The organism is Rhodococcus sp. ACT016, from assembly GCF_050477185.1.
Taxonomy (GTDB): domain Bacteria; phylum Actinomycetota; class Actinomycetes; order Mycobacteriales; family Mycobacteriaceae; genus Prescottella.
Map to the genome: position 1 here is coordinate 2,611,226 of NZ_JBEAET010000001.1, position 18,138 is coordinate 2,629,363.

The window sequence follows — 18,138 nt, forward strand, 5'->3', positions numbered from 1 at the left end:
GGGCTCGGACGGTCGGGTTTGCTCGCCGGATTGACTCTCGCTACACCCATTGTCACCCTGATGCCGGCGCTGATCGGCTGGCTGCTGGGATCTCCATGGTCGTGGGTCAGCCCGTGGTCGTACGCCGGGCTGGTGATGATCTCGGGTCTGCTGTGTCTCGGGCTGGCTCCGCTGGTGGCCGGGGCATCGCGGACGCTGCTGTCAGAGTGGCATGGCGTGGACATCCCCGACGGCTACCATCCACGGCCAGAGCTCGTGCAGCTCGCAACCGGCTATTGGTGGAATGGGCACACCTATGAGCGTTCGCGGCGCGATGCCGAGATGGATCAACGCCGTCGGCGTTTTGCCGAACCGGCGTACTGGCGTGATGTGCGCTGGGTCGTGGTTGCCGCATGTACGGTCGGCATCGTCTGCGCTGCGCCGTTCGCGGTGTTGGCTACGTCGATCGTCGCGCTCGCTCATCCGTCCCCTTCTCATGCCGTCATCGCACTGGGCCTGATCGCGGCCGGGCTCGTCGCGGGGCGGTTCGCCTGGCGCATCCTCGGCCCGGTGGGCGATCGGTGGCTGAGACTGTCCGAGCGTGCGGCGTTGGCAGGACGCGTGCGTCGGCTCGAGGTCGAACGGGCGGACCAGACGATGGCGCATGCCGCCGAGATCCGCCGGATCGAGCGCGATCTCCACGACGGGGCACAGGCGCGGCTGGTTGCAGTTGGTCTGTCTCTGGCGGTCGTGGAGAGGTTGATGGACACCGATCCTGCGCAGGCGAAGGCCGTACTCAGCGAGGCGCGGAGTGATACGTCAGCTTCCCTGGCGGGCCTGCGCGAGCTCGTCCGTGGCGTCTACCCGCCGGTTCTTGTCGAACGCGGCCTGGTCGAGGCCATTCGCGCCCTAGCCCTGGACACCCCGATGACCGTCCACGTTACGGGCGAGATTGGCCGGCGACTCGAGAGCCCGATCGAGTCGGCTCTCTATTTCGGTGTCTCCGAGCTGATTGCCAACGCAGCCAAGTACGCCAGATTTGCCGAGGTGCAAATCGTGATCGTGCAGGGCGAGGGCTGCCTGGTCCTCTACGTGGAGGATGATGGCCCCGGTGGTGCGACGGTCACGTCCGGTGGCGGCCTCGACGGCATCCGCCGACGACTCGCGGCGTTCGGCGGCACGCTCGCAGTGGACAGCCCTGGCGGAGGGCCAACCGTGGTCAGGATGGAGCTGCCATGCGGATAGTCATCGCCGAAGACCTCTTTCTGCTCCGCGACGGCCTGACCCGTCTCCTGGAGTCATACGGACACCACGTCGTAGCCACAGCAGGGACTGGCCCGGACACGCTCGAGGTCCTGCTCGCCCATCGCCCAGACGTCGCGGTCGTCGACGTACGCATGCCGCCGACGAACACCGACGAAGGACTCAAGGCGGCGCTCGCCGCGCGGAAGGAGGCGCCCGGGCTACCGGTGGTCATCCTGTCTCAGCACGTCGAGCAGCTCTATGCCCGAGAACTGCTGGCTGATGAAACGGGTGGTGTCGGCTACCTTCTCAAGGATCGTGTCTTCGAAGCTGACGAATTCCTGGACGCACTCACCCGTGTCGCCGCCGGCGGCACCGCCATCGACCCGACCGTCGTTGCCAAGCTCCTCGGCGGTCCGACCAGACGACCGCACCTGGCCGAGCTCACCGAGCGCGAGCGGTCCGTGCTTGCGCTGATGGCCGAGGGACTCTCCAACACCGCCATCGCCCAGCGCCTATTCCTCAGCGAGAGTGCGATCAGCAAGTACACCACGACGGCCTTCGACAGGCTGGGCATCGGCCGGGAGGTCAGCGTCAACCGGCGAGTGCTCGCGGTCCTGCGCTACCTCGACGGCCGTCACGAGTGACGGCTCAAACCTCGACTGCTGCAAGCCCAGGTGAACTGGCTCCGGACGGGTCCAGTCGACAGTGGTAGCAGCGATTGCGCCGGCAACAAGTTCACCAACCGTCGCCCACGCCACGCTTCAGGGTGCAGGGGCCCCCGCGTCGCGTCAGTGCGAATCTCAGCCGAGTACCCGGTCCACCAGACCCATAGCCGCCTTCAACCCAACAGCCGGATGCTGTTCCCGCAATGCCCTGACTGCAGAAACGCGGTCCGACGTCGACGCGACCGCAGCCTCCACATCCGCCGCCGGAACATCCTCCGGCTCAACCACCGTACGCACCGGCTTGTCAGCACCGCGCCCACTGAGGACGCCCACACATTGCCGGCCAGGACCCGCCACGACGAACACCCACAACCCCAGGCGAACCCAATGCCACACCGACGGGTCGTCGAAAGCCTCCTCGACGAAGAAGACCCCCAGGAATAGCCAAGCCACCAGCAACACGAACGGCACCACGCATCCAGCCGCGACTTCACACCACGCCAACTCACCCGCCCCGTACCCCCACCTAAACACACCAAACGGCCCCCACACCCGAACGGTGTGGGGGCCGAACCGAACCGCGCGAACACGATTGACCAAACTCACCAGCGGGACCGGCCCGGCGTCCAGGGGCCGGTCCCACCTGGCATCAGATCGGATCGAACACCGGGGCCGACGCATCACGCTCGCGGACCGGCGGCTGCACCACGACGGGAGTGGGCAGGAACCCCCGGGCGACCAGCCAGACCGCGAGCGCCAACTCCCACAGGGCGATCGGGAGTGCGGCCAGAACGGCGACCGGCGCGACGGGGCTGTAGCCGCCCCACAGGATCGCTGCGTCGGAGGCCAGCAACAGCGGAGCGCCGACGAGCCCCAGCATGGGGATGGCTCGCGGTACGAGGCCGGAGCGGTACAACACCGATCCGAGGCATAGCGCGCTGATGGCCGGCATGAGGCTTTGTCCGAGCAGGAACGACCGGTCATGGACCGCGACCAGCGTCTGTCCCGCCGTCAGCAGGGAGGCGGGGTCGGTCAGCGCGGCATCCTCCCGCAGAGTGACGATCGACAGCAAGCTGGCGACACCGATCAGGATGAGCCCACCCTCGATCACCCGAGAGGCGACGAACCCCAGGGCCGCAGCCTCGCTGTGCCGCCTCGCAATCGGGAACAACACCACGGCCGTGCCGACACACGACAGTGCCAGCAGCACCTCGAGGCACGCGCCGGCGAGCACGCCGGTGGTGCTGCCTGCCCCGAGTACGAAGTCCGCGTGGTCGAGCACCGGCTGGTAGAGGGCGACGGTCGGCACCGAGGTCAGGAAGGTGACCAGGTACAGCGCTCCGGCGACGAACGCGGTCCGCCTTCCGGGTGTCTGTGGACGGTAGCGCGGGGTTGGCGAAGACGCGGCGATGTTCATCGAGTGACTCCTCAGGGACGAAGGTGTACGTCGTACACCACGAATGAAAGAACCATAGGTGTACCTCGTACACCTGTCAACGGTCACCGGCCCACGCACGCCCGCCACCTGGCCAGACAGGGTGGGGCACAAGTCGAGGAGCAACCGGATGTCGACCCAGGCGCAGACCCGTTGACGGGTTCGCCCATGAACGGTCGAACTGGCCGCAAGGGTGTTCTCGTCGGCCCACGCATGCGCATCCGACAATCGAGCTCTCCTCGTCAGGTGCCGGCCGGTGCCCTCGCGGTGAAACAAGACTGCCGCCAGCAAGTACCGCAGCGATGCCCGGTAGAGGGATCGAAGACCGCGCGACCATCCGCTACGGCGTCGTGGTCACGAGCGACCTACTTGACTGCGACATCGTCGGCGGTCATCCGCCCGGATACGCCGCGGGTGCATCTCTCGGGTTCGACCGAGCCTTCTCGTCGAAGGTCGGCCCCACTGGCTCTTCGGGCTTGACTTCGCCAGTCGTATCCATAAAAGTAGATTTGTTCTGATTGGCGGGAGGTGAGGTGCGGTCCATGGATGCTCTGGCGATCTTCAAAGCGCTCTCCAACCCGACTCGCCTGCAGATCATGGAGTGGCTGAAGCATCCCGCGGAGTACTTCGACGAGAACTCGTACACCCAGCAGGATCTCGGGTTCCACATCGGCGTCTGCGTCGGTGACATTCAGGCCCGATCCGGTCTCGCACAGTCGGTGATCTCGGGCTATTTGCAGGGGATGAAAGAGGCCGGCCTGCTCGATTCCGAACGCGTGGGCAAGTGGACGTACTACCGGCGAAACGAAGCTCTGATCGATGAGTTTCGGGAGTTTGCACGCACCGATCTGTGACCGTTCGGTTCCGTCAGGCCTCTCGGGCGATGGAACATATCTACATATCTAGTTATTTATCTATCCAGTGCCGACTGCGGCACGGTGGGAGGCCTTCGTCGTGAAGTCGAAATTGGTGATTCCGGTCCTGGCGTTGGGCGTATTCGGAATCATCACAACCGAAATGGGGGCCATCGGGGTCCTGCCGCAGATCTCCGAGAGGTTCGGCGTCGCCCCGTCCACTGCGGGGTGGTTGGTCGGCGTGTTCGCGCTCGTCGTGGCAGCGACCGGTCCATTCACGACGCTCTTCACGTCGGCGATCAACAGGAAAACCGTTCTGTTGGTGGCGATTGCAGTGTTCGCAGTGTCCAACCTGATCTACGCGACGACGTCGAGTTTCGAGGTGATGTTCGCATTCCGGATCATTCCCGCCGTCGTGCATCCGGTCTTCTTCGCGGTGGCACTTGCGAGTGCGGTTCGCTTGGTGCCACCGGCCCAGGCTACTGCTGCGACGACCAAAGTGTTCGCCGGCGTCACAGTCGGATTCGCCTTCGGGGTGCCGCTGACTTCGTTTCTGGCCGAGAACTTCTCCATGTCGGCAGCATTCGCCTTCGGGGCCCTGGTAAACCTTCTTGCGTTCATCGGAATCTTGGCACTACTACCGTCGACGCCGGTGACGCAACGGATGTCGTACGGCGCACAGGTCGGGATTCTGCGACGGCCACGGGTGTGGCTGACGATCCTGTCGGTCACGTTGACCTTTGCGGCCATGTTCTCCGTGTACGGCTACTTCGCCGAGTACCTGGGTGATGTGACTGGAATGAGCGGATCGTGGATCAGCGCGATGCTCCTGGCTTTCGGCATCGTCATGATCTTCGGCAACTTCGTTTTCGGTGCCATGCTCGGGAAGAGCGTCGTGCGAACGGTTGTGGCCTTTCCACTCCTGTACATCGCGATGTACCTGATGGCCTATCTCGCGGGTCCCTATCTCGTGCCGATGGTCGCCGCCGTGTTGATCTGGGGAGTGGTGCACTCGGGCGGACTCGTCATCTCGCAGAGCTGGATGGGCAGAGATGCGGCCGATGCACCGGAGTTCGGGAACAGCTTGTTCATCTCGTTCTCCAACCTGGGGATCACGATCGGGACTGTCGCCGGTGGCTGGTGTCTCGAACATCTGGGAACACACCACACAGTCTGGGCCGGAGTTGTTTTCGCTACCCTCGCGCTGATGACAATCGCCGCTCGGCTGTCGCTCGGACGAGTTCACAGCGAAAGCAGTGCCACAGTTCCGGTGTAGGTCTTCGGTACCGTGTGCTGCAGGCCAGCCATCGGCGGCGAGGTGAGGCGACAGCTTGGTCGGGTGTCCGGTCCAGCGTGCGACGAGCAATGCCGGTGTGACGTGCGGCCGAGGGTACCCCCCTCCGGGGTCCTCGAGCACGCGGCAATCACAACCCCCCCAATTAATCCGCCTTTCCCACCAAAACTGCCCCCACACCCGAATGACGGGTGCAGGGGCAGCGGACGGCTCGGTTCAGCAGATCACCACTGCTGTGTGACATCGAAGCGGCAGCGCAAGATCGCAGGATCGTTCACGTCGAACTGGATGTAGCGCCCACGAGCCACAGCCTCGTCGATCAACTACTGAGTCGTGGCATCCACATACGGCAGCGGAGAGTCGTAGATCGACCCCTCACCGATCCACTCCTGCGGAACAACGCGGTCGATCACGTGGCCGACACCCCGATCACGCAAAACCCGGGTCTCGTTGTGGTCGAACGAGATCCCCTGGTAGCCCTCCCCCGCACGCAAGTAGGCCGCCGACGCGGTACCGGACGCAGCGACCATCAGCCCGGCCGCAGCAGTAGGAATCAGAGCAGCAGCGACCATACGAATGCGAGACATCAAGCGCTCCCCTCCAGGCACACCAGCCAAATTACCGGCCGGTAGGTTCCTATCGATTCACACGAAGCGGAGGCTCCCCACCACCCTGGCAGCCTCCGAGCCGCCCGCCGGAACATGCCATCCGCACTGTTCAGACCACGACGACACCCCCAGAGTCTTCTTTCGGCAGTGCCTATGTGGGCAGAGCTACCAGCATGCGCTGAGCTCTGCCCACATTCTTCCCGGAGCTGAGTCAGCTCATGTTGCCGAGCACATTGGTCAGGATTCCGCCGACCACGTTGGTGATCGAGCCTTGCGGATCAGTGACGGATCCGAAGACCTGACCCGATCCTGTGTTCACCGAACCGAAGCCCAGATCCTCGAGGCTGCCCGAGCCTGCCTCGACGGGGTTCGGCTGACGGATGGTGACGCATACGCCCATCGGGTTGATGTTCCAGTTGCCGGCCGCGAGCACGATATTGGTGCCGGCGCCGCTGTCGAGTTGAGTGCCGACAGCGGCGTTATCCGGGACCTTGTAGGTGGTTTCCAAGGCGATGATTCCGCCACCTGCTGTGGTCCACCCGCCGCCCTTGGCGATGACGGAATTGTTGCCAACAAGGGCGGTACCGGTGATGTCCTCCCACTTCTGATCCCCGATAAGCCATTTGACGTTCAGACGAGCCTTCACCAACTGGAAACCTGCCGGGTGGAAGTCACGGATCTCGTTGACAAGTGCCCCCGAACCGGACACCTTGGTGATGTAGGTGACGGTTTGTCCCGGCGCGACAGTGCCGTCGCCGACAACCTCTTTGCTCACGGTGTATGGCGTCCAGAGGGAGCCGGCCCACTTGTCAGTGACCGACTGGTTAAGCGCGCATGCGGGTGCGGCCTGTGCGACCGAGGCTCCGAGCCCAACAGTGATGCCGGCGGCGAGAAGTGCCAGAGAGGCGGTTGTGGCTACGACATGGCGGAGTGAGCGTGACATGTAGAACTCCGTTCGAGTGTAAAGATCGTGAATGCCAGGCAAAACGATAGCCACTTCTGCTGAACGAGTGTCCAACTTGACGAGATGTCGAGTTGGACAGCGGGTACCAACCGTCTCCACCGGGAAAGGCGAACACCACTCTTCCCTGCCGCATGGTATTGAATCTCCGTGCGGATCCGGCGTGGTAGCTCGGGCGACGCTCTCGGTGCCACGGCCAAGTCGAGTCAGCGGAGATGAGCCGGGGCGAAGCCCAGGGTGAATTCCTCGTTCCGGATGGCGTGGCTACCGCCTCTGCCGTGCTCCGGGCTTAGCTTCGGACAAATGGACCTAACGGGCATACAGCGAGCGATCGCGGCGGGCGCGGTCAGCCCCGATCACGGAGCGAACGACGCTCCGTCACTCGGTGATCTGCTGGAATTCCCCTCACGACGGGAATCAGATCACTGTGCCGCGATGAGGGCGGCGCAGGCCCGCCATCCGAGCTCGAGGTCTGCGCCGCGACGACCGCGACTACGCGTGGTCGACTGACCGCGGCTCATCGGCCCAGTCCGGGGTGCTGTAGCCGCGACCTGGCGGCTGGTAACCCCTGGGCCACGCGGCGGCATGGCAGGGCGGTAGATGGTCACATAGTTGGCGGAGTCGTCACTCGAGTTGGCGGATGGTCGCGCGCGTCGCGACGTCGTCAGAATGCGCTCGGCATTCACCGGGCCTCACAGTGGACGCAGTCGGCACGTATGGTCCGCGCATGGGGACCTCATCGAAACGCGTCCGACCACCCTTGCGCGCTGGTCGGATCTGTGGTGACGTTCGTTGTTGCCACGAGCTGGCTGCTGCTCACGGCACCTGGCCAGGTGCCGTCGCACTTCGAAGGATCCGGAGAAATCACCGAATGGATGGGACTCGGCCAGTACGTCGCCATCACCAGCGCTTTCGTCCTCGGCACATCCCTCGTTTGCGGTGGTGTCCGATGGTACATCCTCAAGATTCCCGAGAGTGTTCTCAATCTGACTGGCCCGCGCCAGAATTACTGGGCACGACCCGAGAACAGGCACGAGTTCAACACCAGAATCATCGCTGATGTCGAGCGGACCGGCGCCTTCCTCACTCTCACCGTCGTCGGGGTGACAATCCTATCCAGTATCAACGCCTCCGGCGTGCAGGTGCCGTTCTGGATCATGCCGACTGTGACAGTGTTCTTGCTGCTACTGGCACCCGGATACGCGGGATTCGTTGTGTACTCGGGCCGATACAGCCCACCACTGCCTCCATCTCGCTACCCGTGACCATGACTCGCCTACCGCCGGCCCTGTGCGGGCCGCGACGACGCATGCGGGTCCGGGCTCCACAAGGGCAGTCATCAGCACAGGGACTGACCGCGGAAAGTCGTTCGCCCGGCACCTGTTACGGTGACGATCGGCAGCAGACGAGGGGGATGCATGCAGCAACCGACTTGGCGGGGAATGACTTTCACGGAGATCATCCGAACCTGGATCCGCTATCAGCGAGCACGCCTCGCCTGGAGCATCCCCATCCTGACCTTCGCCGCGGTCATGTCCTACATCCTCCTGCGCGTCAGCTAGGCACACAACACCACGGTCCCGAACACGTCATATCTACAGCTCGGGGTGATGGAACGACTCCTCCACGCCGACTAGCAGCAGTCATGCCGGGGAGCGGGCCCCGAACCGCCAAAGCGGAATCCGCGAATACGCAAAGCCCTCGCACTGCTCGGCATCGTCGTCGCATCATCGTTGTGGATCTTGCTCGGGTACCGAGCCCGAGAATCCGAAGTAGCATGACCCACTCGTCACCCGTGGCGCGCACACTTCGCAGGTCCGAGGTATCGATGGGCAACGATGTAAACCGGCCACGCACCCAGACGACGGATTCAGACGATCGGGGTAGAGCGCACCTGTCGGCGCGGCGCAGTCGATGTGACGAGTCACCCCTTCAAAGGTTCGGTGCCCCTGGCATTCTCAGCCAGGGGCACCCACCTTGGACACTGCCACGCGACCGAATGCGCGCCGGTCATTGCCACGATCAAGCTTGTCGGAGACGTCGACGCTCACGGCATTCGCCCGGCCCCTGCAGGTCAGGGCATTCGTTCGCCTACTGGCCGGGTGTGACGTCGAACGCAGGCACGTTGTAGACGTCGCTGGTGGTGGCCAGGGAATTGTGTCCACTCGGCGACGGGGTGCTGGCGCGCAGGTTCACCGCCCAGTTGAGTGATCCAAGGGGGCCGCAGCCGGTGGCTGCGGGGACCGCGAAGGTGGTGTCGGTGTGCGGTACGGCCGGGAACACGGCTCCGGGGGTGCCGCCGCCGATCGGCTGGGACGGCGGGTTCCCGGTGGTCTTGAGATTCAGGGTGATCGGGTTGGATTCCGAGCCGAGATAGCAGTTGTTGCCGAGTAGTGCGTTCTCGAGCTTGAGCCGAACTGGCATCGATACGGCGGCGTCCATCACGTCGACGAACGGTGTGCCGACGGCTTCGACTGTCGATTGGATCTGGGTGAGGTTCAAGGGCGTATCGATGCCGAGCGCACCGCCTGGCACGGTGATGGGGTTCGAGGTTACGCCGAAATTGGTGCCGGGCTCGGGGAGGAAGACGTCCTTCCAGTCGTCTCCGTCCTCGACGTAGGTCACTCCGCCCGCGATCTTCAGGCTGCCGTCCGGGACCGGTACTTTCAGCCCGCCGATCTACATTTCGCCGCCGCGAACGACGACGGTCACACAGGTTCCGATGTCGTCACCGGCGACCGGGCACTTTCCCCACCCGTCGAACGTGAGGGGGTCTGACGTCGGATTACCGGAGGAACCGAGGGAGCTGGTGCTGAGGCTGCCCAATGAGCCGGAGACCGGGCTGCCCGATGAGTCCGAGCTGCTCGAGTTCTCCGAGTCCCCCGACGAATCCGAACTGCTGGAGCTGCCCGCGCTTCCGCCCCCCTGTGGAACCTGTTCCGGCCGAGGCTATCCCACCGCCAGTGAACGCCAACGCGGAAGCAAGGGCGACTGCCGCACCTGCGTGCATAACTGAGCCTGACGACCTGCTTTTCATTTGCACTCCCTCTACGTATCGGGGTGTCGAGCTAGGACTGGTCACATCGGCACGTGCTGCAGATCACATTCCGGCCCGTGGCATGTACGCTATCCGGTCTCAATCTCGCCTGTCAGGCGATTACTAGAAATCGGATACTCAGTATCTTTTTTGTGCGGTGATGAGGGAACTGCCGAAAGTCGGTGCGCTAGAAGCCTATTCTCGAAGGCTGCGCGTGCTTCGATGCGCTGGCAGTCCCCCACCGGACCACATCGCCCCGGCTACGATCCAGAAGGATCGCGCCCAACGACGTAGGTCAGGTCATGTTGCAGCTGCTCGAGGACTGGCTGCGGTGTCGATCGGGTGACGATCCAAGGGGATCGCCTCGTCGTTGTTCGGCTGGACGAGAGTGCCGGAGCACTTCCTCCATGGTGGCGCGTAGTCCCCGGCGGCAGGCACATCCCCCACTTGATCGGTCACCTGCTCGACATTGCGTGCGCTTCGGGCCTGTAGTCGAATCGCCTGCCACGCATGGGATCCGGCTGCCGACTCGAGGGGACCGGCGCTCGCGCGCTACAACGGCGCAGTTATCGGTGCCTCCGGGGCACGGGTGACGGTGGTGGCCCCGGTCAGCAGGTAGTCCGTGATCGCCGTGTCGACCGTGGTGTTGCCGCCCTGGATGGCGGCTCCGTGGTCCCCACCCTCCACAGTCACCAGGTGCGCGTCCATGTCGCGGGCATGCTGGACACCGCCGTCGTACGGCGTCTGCGGGTCCCGCAATCCCTGCAGCACGAGGGGCGCAGTGGCCAAGCCCTTGTTGCCGATTTCCGGTAGCGCGGTGACTGGAGGTGCGCCGGCGCAGCCCGCGCCCGCGCTGTAGCCGTAGCCGATGGCGTCGAACAGGTCGCCGGTGACGAACGTCGAGAAGAGCCAGCCCGGGAGCCGCTCCGGCCGCGGCGCGACCGCGTTCTCGTTGCAGAGCACGATCGCCTGCATCATCTGGGCCCGGATGATCGAGTCGAGTTGGTTCTCGGTGACGTCGCCAGGCGCCGCCCCGGGAAGCGCCCCGATTCCGTCCCGGATGACGCGGGCGACCATCGGCCAACTGTTCCGGGCGGGAAGCGTTTGGCGTGTGAGGGCATAGATGCTCGACGCGGATTGCGTGTGGGCCGGATCGGCGAGACGACGCACGAACGCCTCGAACTGGACCCAGGCGGGACCGGTGAGGTCGATACCGGCACGGTAGGCGTCGGCGATGTTCTCGAGACCGGGCGGGACATCGCCGATCTGGGCCGGTGGGGAGGCGACGGTGGGGTTGCCGCCCGCCTCCTCGACAATGCGGTCGGACCAGCGCTGGTACACCTTCAGTGGGGTGTCCCCGAGGCCATAAGTCGCGTCGTTGGCCGCGATCCATTCCATGAGGTCGTAGAAGCGGGCCTTGTAGCCGTCGTTCTGGTGCCACAAGACGTCGTTCCACATCCAGTCGCGATCGACCGCCGAGTCGAGCACCATTCGTCCCGTGTGCTGTGGGAACAGGGTGGCGTACGTCGAGGCGAGGATCGTGCCGTACGGCAGGCCGTAGATGTCGATCACGCCGGCGCCGAGCGCGATCCGCACCTGCTCCCAGTCGCGGGCGGTGTTCTCGGTCGTGATGTACGCGGTCGCGCCGGGCGCCCCTCCGTCGCATGCCAGACGCGCTGGCCCACCCGCGAAGCCGACATTCATCGCGGCCAGTAACTCCGGGGTGACGGCACATTCCACCGCACCGGCGTGCGTGAGGCCCCGTGGCTGCACACCGATGAAGTCCCACTGCCGGCGGATCTGTTCGGGAAGCGCCTGCGCGAGCAGGTTGTTGGACGCGATCGCGTCGCCGCCGGGCCCGCCGGGGTTGGTGAACAGCACGCCCCGCCGTGCTCCCGGGTCCTCGGCGCGGCGACGGGTGATGAGGACGTCGATCGATCCGGCCGCCGGGTTCGCATAGTCGCGCGGCACCGTCACGGTTCCACACTGGTCGGTGCCCGGGTCCAGCGCGTACTCGGCGGGGCACGGACCCCACACCAGTCCCCCGCCGGCCGGATCTGCGGCAGCCGACGGTACTGCAACGGAGGTGAATCCGATCGTCACACCGAGCGCGACGGCTCCGAGGCGAACACTCCGACCGGTACGGGACCGCGATCTCCGAATACTGTTCCCCGAGTTCAGCACATCCACGACGGTAGTACGCGGCGCGTGACCGCTTTCCGCCGAAACGACTCAGCCCGTGTGCGGCTGGCGACGCGTTCGGCGATCGGCTTGAACGTAAGTGCGATACCCGAAGGCTGCCGCACTCGCCACCACGCGGTATCCACGGATTGACTGCTGTACCCCAACCGAAGTCAACGTCTGCGCTCAGCGCCCATCTCGCTGGGCACAGCCCGAATCAACCGATCGTCCTGCTGTGAAGCTTCTCCCCTGACCGGGATCTGCCGCCGGCGCATACATGCCGACACGTGCGATCGACTGAGAGACGTCTCCCCGAGGTCATCTCGAAAGCGGTTGCGTGTACTGACGAGTCGTACGACGAAGATCTACAGCCTGGCGATGTGCTTGGTCCGGAGGAACTACCGGGTCGATGCCTCAGGTCCTTCGGATCGGCGTTACCACCTTCAGCGCCGCAAAGATCAGGACGATGAATATCGCCGCAAACACGACCGTTGCAACGAACGCTGACAACAACGGGTCCTACCGACATGGCCTGCTGGCTGGCCCCGTGAGGGTTCGCCGTCCAGGACCCCGTCGCGCGACCGTCGACCCATTACTGCTGCGGGTCGACGGCGTGCACGATTCCCCACCGCGACGGCGGCAGCACGATCAGCCGCACCTTGCCGACGATGTTCGACACCGGGATCGCGCCGTGGAGGTCGTCGTTCATGTGGAACCGCGAGTCCTTCGAGTTGGCTCGGTTGTCGCCCATCACCCACACACTGGAATCCGGCACCGCCACCGGGCCGAAGAAGATCCCCTGGCACGGGACCGCGTTGCGAGGTGATGTCCGGCTGTCGATGTATGGCTCGACCAGCAACTTGCCGTCGACCTTCACCCCTTCGTCGCCGGGTAGGCACTGCACCGTCTGGCCGGCCACCGCGACAACGCGTTTCACGAGATCGTTCTCGTCGGGCGGCACCACGCCCACTACCGAACCGGCATTCTGGATCCCGCGCAGGACGGGATTCTCCGAACGCCGCGACCGATAGTCGTCGTTCCACGACGGTGGACCCTTGAAGACCACGACGTCCCCCGGTTCGGGATCGCCGAAGCGGTATGCGATCTTGTCGACGACGATCCGATCAGGGGTGCACCCCGTGCAACCGTGCAACGTCGGTTCCATCGATTCCGAAGGAATAAGGTAGACCCGGCCCACGAACATCTGGAGCAGGAAGCTCAGGAGCAGCGCAACCGCGACGAGCACCACAAGCTCACGCCATATCGAACGGTGCCGCCCGCGCGGCGACTCGCCACGGTCGTCGACTCGATCGTCCGATTGCGGGTCGTCGGATGCAGGATCAGGCCCCCCAAATTCCGCCATCCGCCAAACCTATGCGAAAGGCCGTCCCGAGACCTCATCGCCCCGGACATTTTCTGACCGAAGACCTGGCCGGTACCGGTCGGCAATCCAGGTAGCCGTCGTCCGCACGCACGCACCGGTCTTCAGCGGCCGTGACTATGGTCCTTCCATGACCGAGCGCACTGATGATCCCGAACCAGGCGGTGCGCCGGTCCGCTCTCCCGCCTTCCGGTGGGACCTAGCCCTCCTCGGTTCGCTACTGGGCGCAGTCGTGTGCGCCGTGGGGTACTGGCCGGCGAACGCCGATCTGCGCGACGCACTCGATGTTCAGTCGTTCCCGCCGCGTGGCGGCACCTATTGGCTGTGCTGGTTGCTGCCTCTCGCGGTCGTGGCCGCCGTCGTGGGAGTACTGCTGGTCCCGCGGAGTTCTCGGCCGTTTGCCAGTGGCTTCCTGGCCGGCCTCTTGCTGGTCGGCATTGTCATGTGCGCCTTCGGGTATTCGGTGGACAGCATGCCGTTCTACATGTGATCAGTGCTGTCTCTTGCCGTTCCGGAAAGCGAAATATAGGCTTTCCGTTGTGGAAAGTCACTTTGATGATTCAGCACCCCAGCAAGCTGTCGAGTTGCTTGATGCACTGCAGACGGACCGTGATCGACTCGTCGAGAACACGCGGGTGCCTTGGCCGCTGCTGGCTGCGTTCGGCGGGGTTGGCGCCTGGTGGGTTGCTGCGGCGGCCTCCGCTCGGCCGGGCGAGGACTATGAACCGTCAGCCTCCAGCTGGTTGGCTCTGGTCGCAGTGCTCGTCATCGCCTACCTCCTTCGGCGGGAGACCGGTATCGGTTTCCGCGCGATGGGCGCGACGGCGGCATGGGCGGTGGTCGGGAGCATCGCGACGTGCTTGATCCTGTTCAGCGTGTCGCTGGCGCTGGTGTCCCTCGATCTCCACTGGGCTGTCGTGCTCACGAGTCTCGGCGCTTTCGCCGTGACGACTCTACTTTCGGGGGTCGCGTATCGCTCGGCACTCGGAAAGATCCGCCGTGGCTGAGGCCGCATTCGACGAGCTGATCCACGCGCCCATCAGACTCCGAATCTGTGGACTGCTCAGACCCGTCGACCGGCTCGACTTCGCGGTGATGCGTGACGCATTGAAGATTTCGGACGCCACCCTGTCCAAGCACCTCAAGGCATTGGTCGTTGCCGGATATGTTTCGTCGACAAAGGCCGCCTCACTGGATCGGAACGACGCTCGCCGCCTGACGTGGCTGTCCCTCACCCCGACTGGTCGCGCTGCCTTTAACGCGCATGTTCGCGCACTCCAGGAAATCACCGGCTTGCCCGACAGGCGCGGTATCCAATAGCGCCCTTCGAACATCGTCGGATACTCGGACGTGTGTTTGCCGGGATAGCAGGGCCATTCGAGCGCGTACCGCCATCGTGCACGACCGAGCGGATTCCATCAGACGTAGAAGAGGCACCTCAGCAGCAGTGCGCTTCAGTAGCGTTGCACACGACATATGGTGAGCGCGTTACGAACTCGCCAGGATCTCGAGTTCCGCGCTGTCGGCGCCGCCGTCACCGGCGACACGGTCACGCCTTTGGGGTCGACCGCGCCAATCGATATCAGTCCGACCCCGTCCCGGCGGAACCTCCAGGGAGTGGCAGTCCACGGAGTTGATCCGGCAGGGTGGCCGAGAGCAACCGGGCCGCCACCTCGTCCGCACCTGACTGAACGGGGTGGCTTCGAGATATCGACGAATTCGGCCTTCGCCCCAGGGCGCTGGGGAGATCACCATTGGTTGAACCTGAACGTGCTCGGGGATGACCCGGTGACGCGGTGGAACATGGTCGAGAACGCTGACGGGGTCGCGTAGCCCAGATCAGCGGAAACGGTGGACACAGCGTCTCCCGCGGCGAGCCGCCGGACGGCGTGCAGCACGCATGCACGGCGTTGCCATTCACTCACGCTCATCGATACCTCGTGCCGGAACTTGCGGTGAACGGTGCGTTCGCTGGCACGAACCGCTTCGGCCCACCACTGCGCCGAGGTACGGATGTCAGGGTCACGAAGGAAGAGTTCGCACTGCTTCCTCAACGTCGGGTCAGTGGGCAGGGGAAGTTCGAGTGGCAGTGACGCTGATCGCGCAATCTCAAAGAGTGTCAGCGACAGGAGGGTTGCATCCCGCCCTCGAGCCGGATGGTCAACCGCTAGTTCTGTGGCCGCCGCGAGCAATTCACGGAGCAACGCCGATACCTCCACGACTGCGCACGTCGCCGGGAACCATGGCACTGCGGCAGGTTCGATGTACAGGCTTCGCGTCGACACTCCCCACATAGTGACCGCATGCTCGATTTCCGCGGGGATGAGCACAGCCCGCTCCGCCGGCACGATCCACGTCCCGTGCTCAGTGGTCACATCCATCACACCGCCCACACCGTAGAGAACCTGAGCGCGGCGATGGCGATGCGCTTCAAGCACACAGCCATACGGGTAATCCGTGCCGATCGCCAAGACCGCACGGTCGAGCTCGTCGTAGTCCTCCAACCGGCCGTTACGCACGTAATCGACGATAGCTACCGTGTGTCTGAAACTCGAATGATTTCGGCAATCCATCGAATGCCCGACACTTCCCCGCCGCCTACCGTGAGCGCAGTGACACACAACCTGCCGCTCCTCCTCGCCTTCGGCCTCCTAATCGGGGTGACAACCGTCCTGTTCGGCTTCGGCGGTGGATTCATCGTGGTCCCCGTGATCTACGGTGTAGCCGGGGATCGTCCCGATGCCATGCACATTGCGGTCGCCACCTCGACCGCCGTCATGATCGTCAACGCCTCCCTCGCGACAATGACCATTCGCTCCCGCGTGCTCGCATATCGCGAGTATCTTTGGCCGCTAATCGGTTTCATTGCAGTCGGGACTGCGATCGGCGCAGTGGCCGCCACTCGAGCATCCGAGTCACTCATCCACGTCTTCTTTGTCGCGTATCTCATCGTCACGATCGTCGACAGCGTCGTCCGCGCGGGTTTCCTCGACGCCTCGAGTGACACGCCCCGTCCTCTCGGACGACACGTCGCCAGCATCGGTGGCGTCGGGATCGGCGCGATCGCCAGCTTCCTCGGCGTCGGCGGAAGCATCATGACCGTCCCGCTCCTGCGCCGCAGACAACTGCCAATGGCAACTGCAACTGCTCTGGCCAATCCGCTCACGATTCCCATCGCGGTGATCGCCACAATCGTGTACGCCTTTGGACGCGACGGAACCGCTCCCGGGACTCTCGGCTACGTCGACCTTCTCGCCGGCGGCGCACTACTGGCCGCATCCCTTCCGACGATCGTGGTCACCAGGAGACTCGTCCGGCACGTACCCGATCGCCTCCACGCCCACGCCTACATCGTGCTACTTGTCGCGAGCCTCGTCGCGATACTCGCGACCTGACAAGGATTCTCGTCGACATCGCCAAGCCATGACCCCGCTGCACCGGATCGCCTGGCGTCACGGGGACGGCCAAGGTTTCCACCCGGCATGCCGGTCACCGCAACCCGGGGTCACTCGGATTCGGGGCTGTAACCGCACCCGCTTCACGGCGGCACCTCCACGTCCGCCATCGGCACCGCGTGCCGGTAGGTGACAGCTCCGCACAGCCGCAGCATTCAGACCGGACATGGCGCAGAATGTTGGACCGTGACGACTGTGGATGAAGTAGCGCCCAGCGTGTTCCGTGCCACCGGGACCGATGTGAACGTCGTGATCCTGCGGGACGGCGACGCCCTGACGCTGATCGACGGCGGCTATCCCGGCGATGTCCGCGCCGTCGAAAGCGCAATCCGTTCGCTCGGTCGACGTCCGGAGGATGTGCGGGGCATGCTCCTCACCCACGCGCACATCGACCACATGGGTGCGATCGTCGCCTTCCACGAACGGCACGGAATTCCGGTGTTCACCGATCCGACGGAGGTCGCCCACGCGCGAAGGGACTATCTCGAGCAGGCCACCGGCAAGGACTTCGTCCCGAGGCTGCACCAGCACGGCGTGCTGCCCTGGCTGCTGCGGATCGCCCGGGCCGGAGCGACCCGGTCGCTTTCCATAGGCGACGCGCGGGCCCTCGCGTCGAATGCCCCGCTGGACCTGCCCGGCGCCCCGGTCCCGGTCGCGACCCACGGCCACACCTCCGGTCACACCGCCTTCCACCTGCCGCAGCACGGTGTGGTCGTCACCGGCGATGCACTGGTCACCGCGCATCCGCTGTCCAAGATCCGTGGACCGCAACTACTCCCTCCGGTCTTCGATCATGGAATTCAGGACACCCTGGAGGCCCTCGATCATCTCGCTGTTCTCGACGCCGAGACTGTTGTGCCGGGACACGGCCCTGCCGTGTTCATGCCCATCGCGGCAGCCGTCGAGCAAGCGCGCGGGCGAATCCGCTGAGATCGGGGTGAGAGGTTCATCCCCTTTTGAACCACGAACGGTCACCAACCGTTCACCGGGCGGCCAAGGTTCCGCCAGTTCCTTCGCGCAGCATTCGGTCGTTCTGTTGCGAG

At 64.6% G+C, this 18,138-nt stretch carries 19 protein-coding genes; 11 read left to right on the plus strand and 8 right to left on the minus strand.

The window, feature by feature from the left end:
* Positions 1 to 60: 60 nt before the first annotated feature.
* Together ACQ5DX_RS12105 and ACQ5DX_RS12110 are read left to right on the plus strand one after the other, a co-directional pair.
* Positions 61 to 1,224 carry a sensor histidine kinase gene (locus ACQ5DX_RS12105; RefSeq protein WP_430332854.1) on the plus strand — a complete coding sequence of 388 codons (1,164 nt, stop codon included), beginning with the start codon at positions 61 to 63 and terminating at the stop codon, positions 1,222 to 1,224.
* The gene (locus ACQ5DX_RS12110; RefSeq protein ID WP_430332855.1) at positions 1,215 to 1,868 is read left to right on the plus strand and encodes a response regulator transcription factor; all 654 of its coding nucleotides are present in this window, start codon (positions 1,215 to 1,217) and stop codon (positions 1,866 to 1,868) included. The genes ACQ5DX_RS12105 and ACQ5DX_RS12110 overlap by 10 nt, the downstream gene beginning before the upstream one ends.
* A 156-nt stretch (positions 1,869 to 2,024) precedes the next feature.
* Here the strand turns inward: ACQ5DX_RS12110 and ACQ5DX_RS12115 are convergent, their stop codons facing one another.
* Entirely contained in the window at positions 2,025 to 2,363 is a 339-nt protein-coding gene (locus tag ACQ5DX_RS12115) for a hypothetical protein (protein WP_430332856.1), read from the minus strand.
* 175 nt (positions 2,364 to 2,538) lie between these two features.
* The gene (locus ACQ5DX_RS12120; RefSeq protein WP_430332857.1) at positions 2,539 to 3,306 is read right to left on the minus strand and encodes a DUF4386 domain-containing protein; all 768 of its coding nucleotides are present in this window, start codon (positions 3,304 to 3,306) and stop codon (positions 2,539 to 2,541) included.
* A gap of 560 nt (positions 3,307 to 3,866) precedes the next feature.
* On the opposite strand from ACQ5DX_RS12120, the gene ACQ5DX_RS12125 reads away from it, so the two are divergent.
* Both ACQ5DX_RS12125 and ACQ5DX_RS12130 read left to right on the plus strand, forming a co-directional pair.
* The gene (locus tag ACQ5DX_RS12125) at positions 3,867 to 4,178 is read left to right on the plus strand and encodes an ArsR/SmtB family transcription factor (protein ID WP_430332858.1); all 312 of its coding nucleotides are present in this window, start codon (positions 3,867 to 3,869) and stop codon (positions 4,176 to 4,178) included.
* A gap of 100 nt (positions 4,179 to 4,278) precedes the next feature.
* Positions 4,279 to 5,454: an MFS transporter gene (locus ACQ5DX_RS12130; RefSeq protein WP_430332859.1), complete on the plus strand. Its 1,176-nt coding sequence runs from the start codon at positions 4,279 to 4,281 to the stop codon at positions 5,452 to 5,454.
* A gap of 341 nt (positions 5,455 to 5,795) precedes the next feature.
* Here ACQ5DX_RS12130 and ACQ5DX_RS12135 read toward each other — a convergent pair whose 3' ends face one another.
* Together ACQ5DX_RS12135 and ACQ5DX_RS12140 are read right to left on the minus strand one after the other, a co-directional pair.
* Positions 5,796 to 6,059 (minus strand): hypothetical protein, encoded by a 264-nt coding sequence (locus tag ACQ5DX_RS12135; protein ID WP_430332860.1) that lies wholly within the window; start codon positions 6,057 to 6,059, stop codon positions 5,796 to 5,798.
* Between the two features lie 232 nt (positions 6,060 to 6,291).
* Positions 6,292 to 7,023 carry a hypothetical protein gene (locus tag ACQ5DX_RS12140; RefSeq protein WP_430332861.1) on the minus strand — a complete coding sequence of 244 codons (732 nt, stop codon included), beginning with the start codon at positions 7,021 to 7,023 and terminating at the stop codon, positions 6,292 to 6,294.
* An 800-nt stretch (positions 7,024 to 7,823) separates the two neighbouring features.
* Here ACQ5DX_RS12140 and ACQ5DX_RS12145 point away from each other — a divergent pair.
* Both ACQ5DX_RS12145 and ACQ5DX_RS12150 read left to right on the plus strand, forming a co-directional pair.
* Complete coding sequence (locus tag ACQ5DX_RS12145; protein ID WP_430332862.1) at positions 7,824 to 8,306, plus strand: hypothetical protein; 483 nt, start codon at positions 7,824 to 7,826, stop codon at positions 8,304 to 8,306.
* 153 nt (positions 8,307 to 8,459) lie between these two features.
* Complete coding sequence (locus ACQ5DX_RS12150) at positions 8,460 to 8,603, plus strand: hypothetical protein (protein ID WP_430332863.1); 144 nt, start codon at positions 8,460 to 8,462, stop codon at positions 8,601 to 8,603.
* A gap of 529 nt (positions 8,604 to 9,132) precedes the next feature.
* Here ACQ5DX_RS12150 and ACQ5DX_RS12155 read toward each other — a convergent pair.
* From ACQ5DX_RS12155 to lepB, 3 genes are all read right to left on the minus strand, one after another.
* Positions 9,133 to 9,666 (minus strand): hypothetical protein, encoded by a 534-nt coding sequence (locus ACQ5DX_RS12155; RefSeq protein WP_430332864.1) that lies wholly within the window; start codon positions 9,664 to 9,666, stop codon positions 9,133 to 9,135.
* Between the two features lie 964 nt (positions 9,667 to 10,630).
* Positions 10,631 to 12,181, minus strand: a complete 1,551-nt coding sequence (locus ACQ5DX_RS12160) for an alpha/beta hydrolase (protein WP_430332865.1) — start codon at positions 12,179 to 12,181, stop codon at positions 10,631 to 10,633.
* 670 nt (positions 12,182 to 12,851) lie between these two features.
* A complete protein-coding gene (lepB, locus tag ACQ5DX_RS12165; RefSeq protein WP_430332866.1) occupies positions 12,852 to 13,622 on the minus strand; it encodes a signal peptidase I in 771 nt (256 codons plus the stop codon).
* A 148-nt stretch (positions 13,623 to 13,770) separates the two neighbouring features.
* Between lepB and ACQ5DX_RS12170 the strand changes: the two genes are divergently transcribed.
* The 3 genes from ACQ5DX_RS12170 (at position 13,771) to ACQ5DX_RS12180 (ending at position 14,960) form a co-directional block, all read left to right on the plus strand.
* On the plus strand, positions 13,771 to 14,130 hold the full coding sequence (locus tag ACQ5DX_RS12170) for a hypothetical protein (RefSeq protein ID WP_430332867.1): 360 nt from the start codon (positions 13,771 to 13,773) through the stop codon (positions 14,128 to 14,130).
* Between the two features lie 94 nt (positions 14,131 to 14,224).
* Positions 14,225 to 14,647, plus strand: coding sequence for a hypothetical protein (locus ACQ5DX_RS12175; protein WP_430332868.1), 423 nt, complete (start codon positions 14,225 to 14,227; stop codon positions 14,645 to 14,647).
* On the plus strand, positions 14,640 to 14,960 hold the full coding sequence (locus ACQ5DX_RS12180; RefSeq protein WP_430332869.1) for a transcriptional regulator: 321 nt from the start codon (positions 14,640 to 14,642) through the stop codon (positions 14,958 to 14,960). The genes ACQ5DX_RS12175 and ACQ5DX_RS12180 overlap by 8 nt, the downstream gene beginning before the upstream one ends.
* 428 nt (positions 14,961 to 15,388) lie before the next feature.
* On the opposite strand, the gene ACQ5DX_RS12185 is transcribed toward ACQ5DX_RS12180, so the two are convergent.
* Positions 15,389 to 16,159 (minus strand): AraC family transcriptional regulator, encoded by a 771-nt coding sequence (locus ACQ5DX_RS12185; protein ID WP_430332870.1) that lies wholly within the window; start codon positions 16,157 to 16,159, stop codon positions 15,389 to 15,391.
* 93 nt (positions 16,160 to 16,252) lie between these two features.
* Between ACQ5DX_RS12185 and ACQ5DX_RS12190 the strand changes: the two genes are divergently transcribed.
* Entirely contained in the window at positions 16,253 to 17,035 is a 783-nt protein-coding gene (locus ACQ5DX_RS12190; protein WP_430332871.1) for a sulfite exporter TauE/SafE family protein, read from the plus strand.
* Positions 17,036 to 17,290: 255 nt separating this feature from the next.
* Positions 17,291 to 18,025, plus strand: coding sequence for an MBL fold metallo-hydrolase (locus ACQ5DX_RS12195; protein WP_430332872.1), 735 nt, complete (start codon positions 17,291 to 17,293; stop codon positions 18,023 to 18,025).
* Positions 18,026 to 18,138 lie beyond the last annotated feature (113 nt).

Bases quoted from the DNA above. Each gene is read 5' to 3' on its own strand.
- ACQ5DX_RS12105 (WP_430332854.1), top strand. From the start codon at position 61: ATGCCGGCGCTGATCGGCTGGCTGCTGGGATCTCCATGGTCGTGGGTC.
- ACQ5DX_RS12135 (WP_430332860.1), bottom strand. From the start codon at position 6,059: ATGTCTCGCATTCGTATGGTCGCTGCTGCTCTGATTCCTACTGCTGCG.
- lepB (WP_430332866.1), bottom strand. From the start codon at position 13,622: ATGGCGGAATTTGGGGGGCCTGATCCTGCATCCGACGACCCGCAATCG.
- ACQ5DX_RS12140 (WP_430332861.1), bottom strand. From the start codon at position 7,023: ATGTCACGCTCACTCCGCCATGTCGTAGCCACAACCGCCTCTCTGGCA.
- ACQ5DX_RS12170 (WP_430332867.1), top strand. From the start codon at position 13,771: ATGACCGAGCGCACTGATGATCCCGAACCAGGCGGTGCGCCGGTCCGC.
- ACQ5DX_RS12150 (WP_430332863.1), top strand. From the start codon at position 8,460: ATGCAGCAACCGACTTGGCGGGGAATGACTTTCACGGAGATCATCCGA.
- ACQ5DX_RS12120 (WP_430332857.1), bottom strand. From the start codon at position 3,306: ATGAACATCGCCGCGTCTTCGCCAACCCCGCGCTACCGTCCACAGACA.
- ACQ5DX_RS12110 (WP_430332855.1), top strand. From the start codon at position 1,215: ATGCGGATAGTCATCGCCGAAGACCTCTTTCTGCTCCGCGACGGCCTG.
- ACQ5DX_RS12125 (WP_430332858.1), top strand. From the start codon at position 3,867: ATGGATGCTCTGGCGATCTTCAAAGCGCTCTCCAACCCGACTCGCCTG.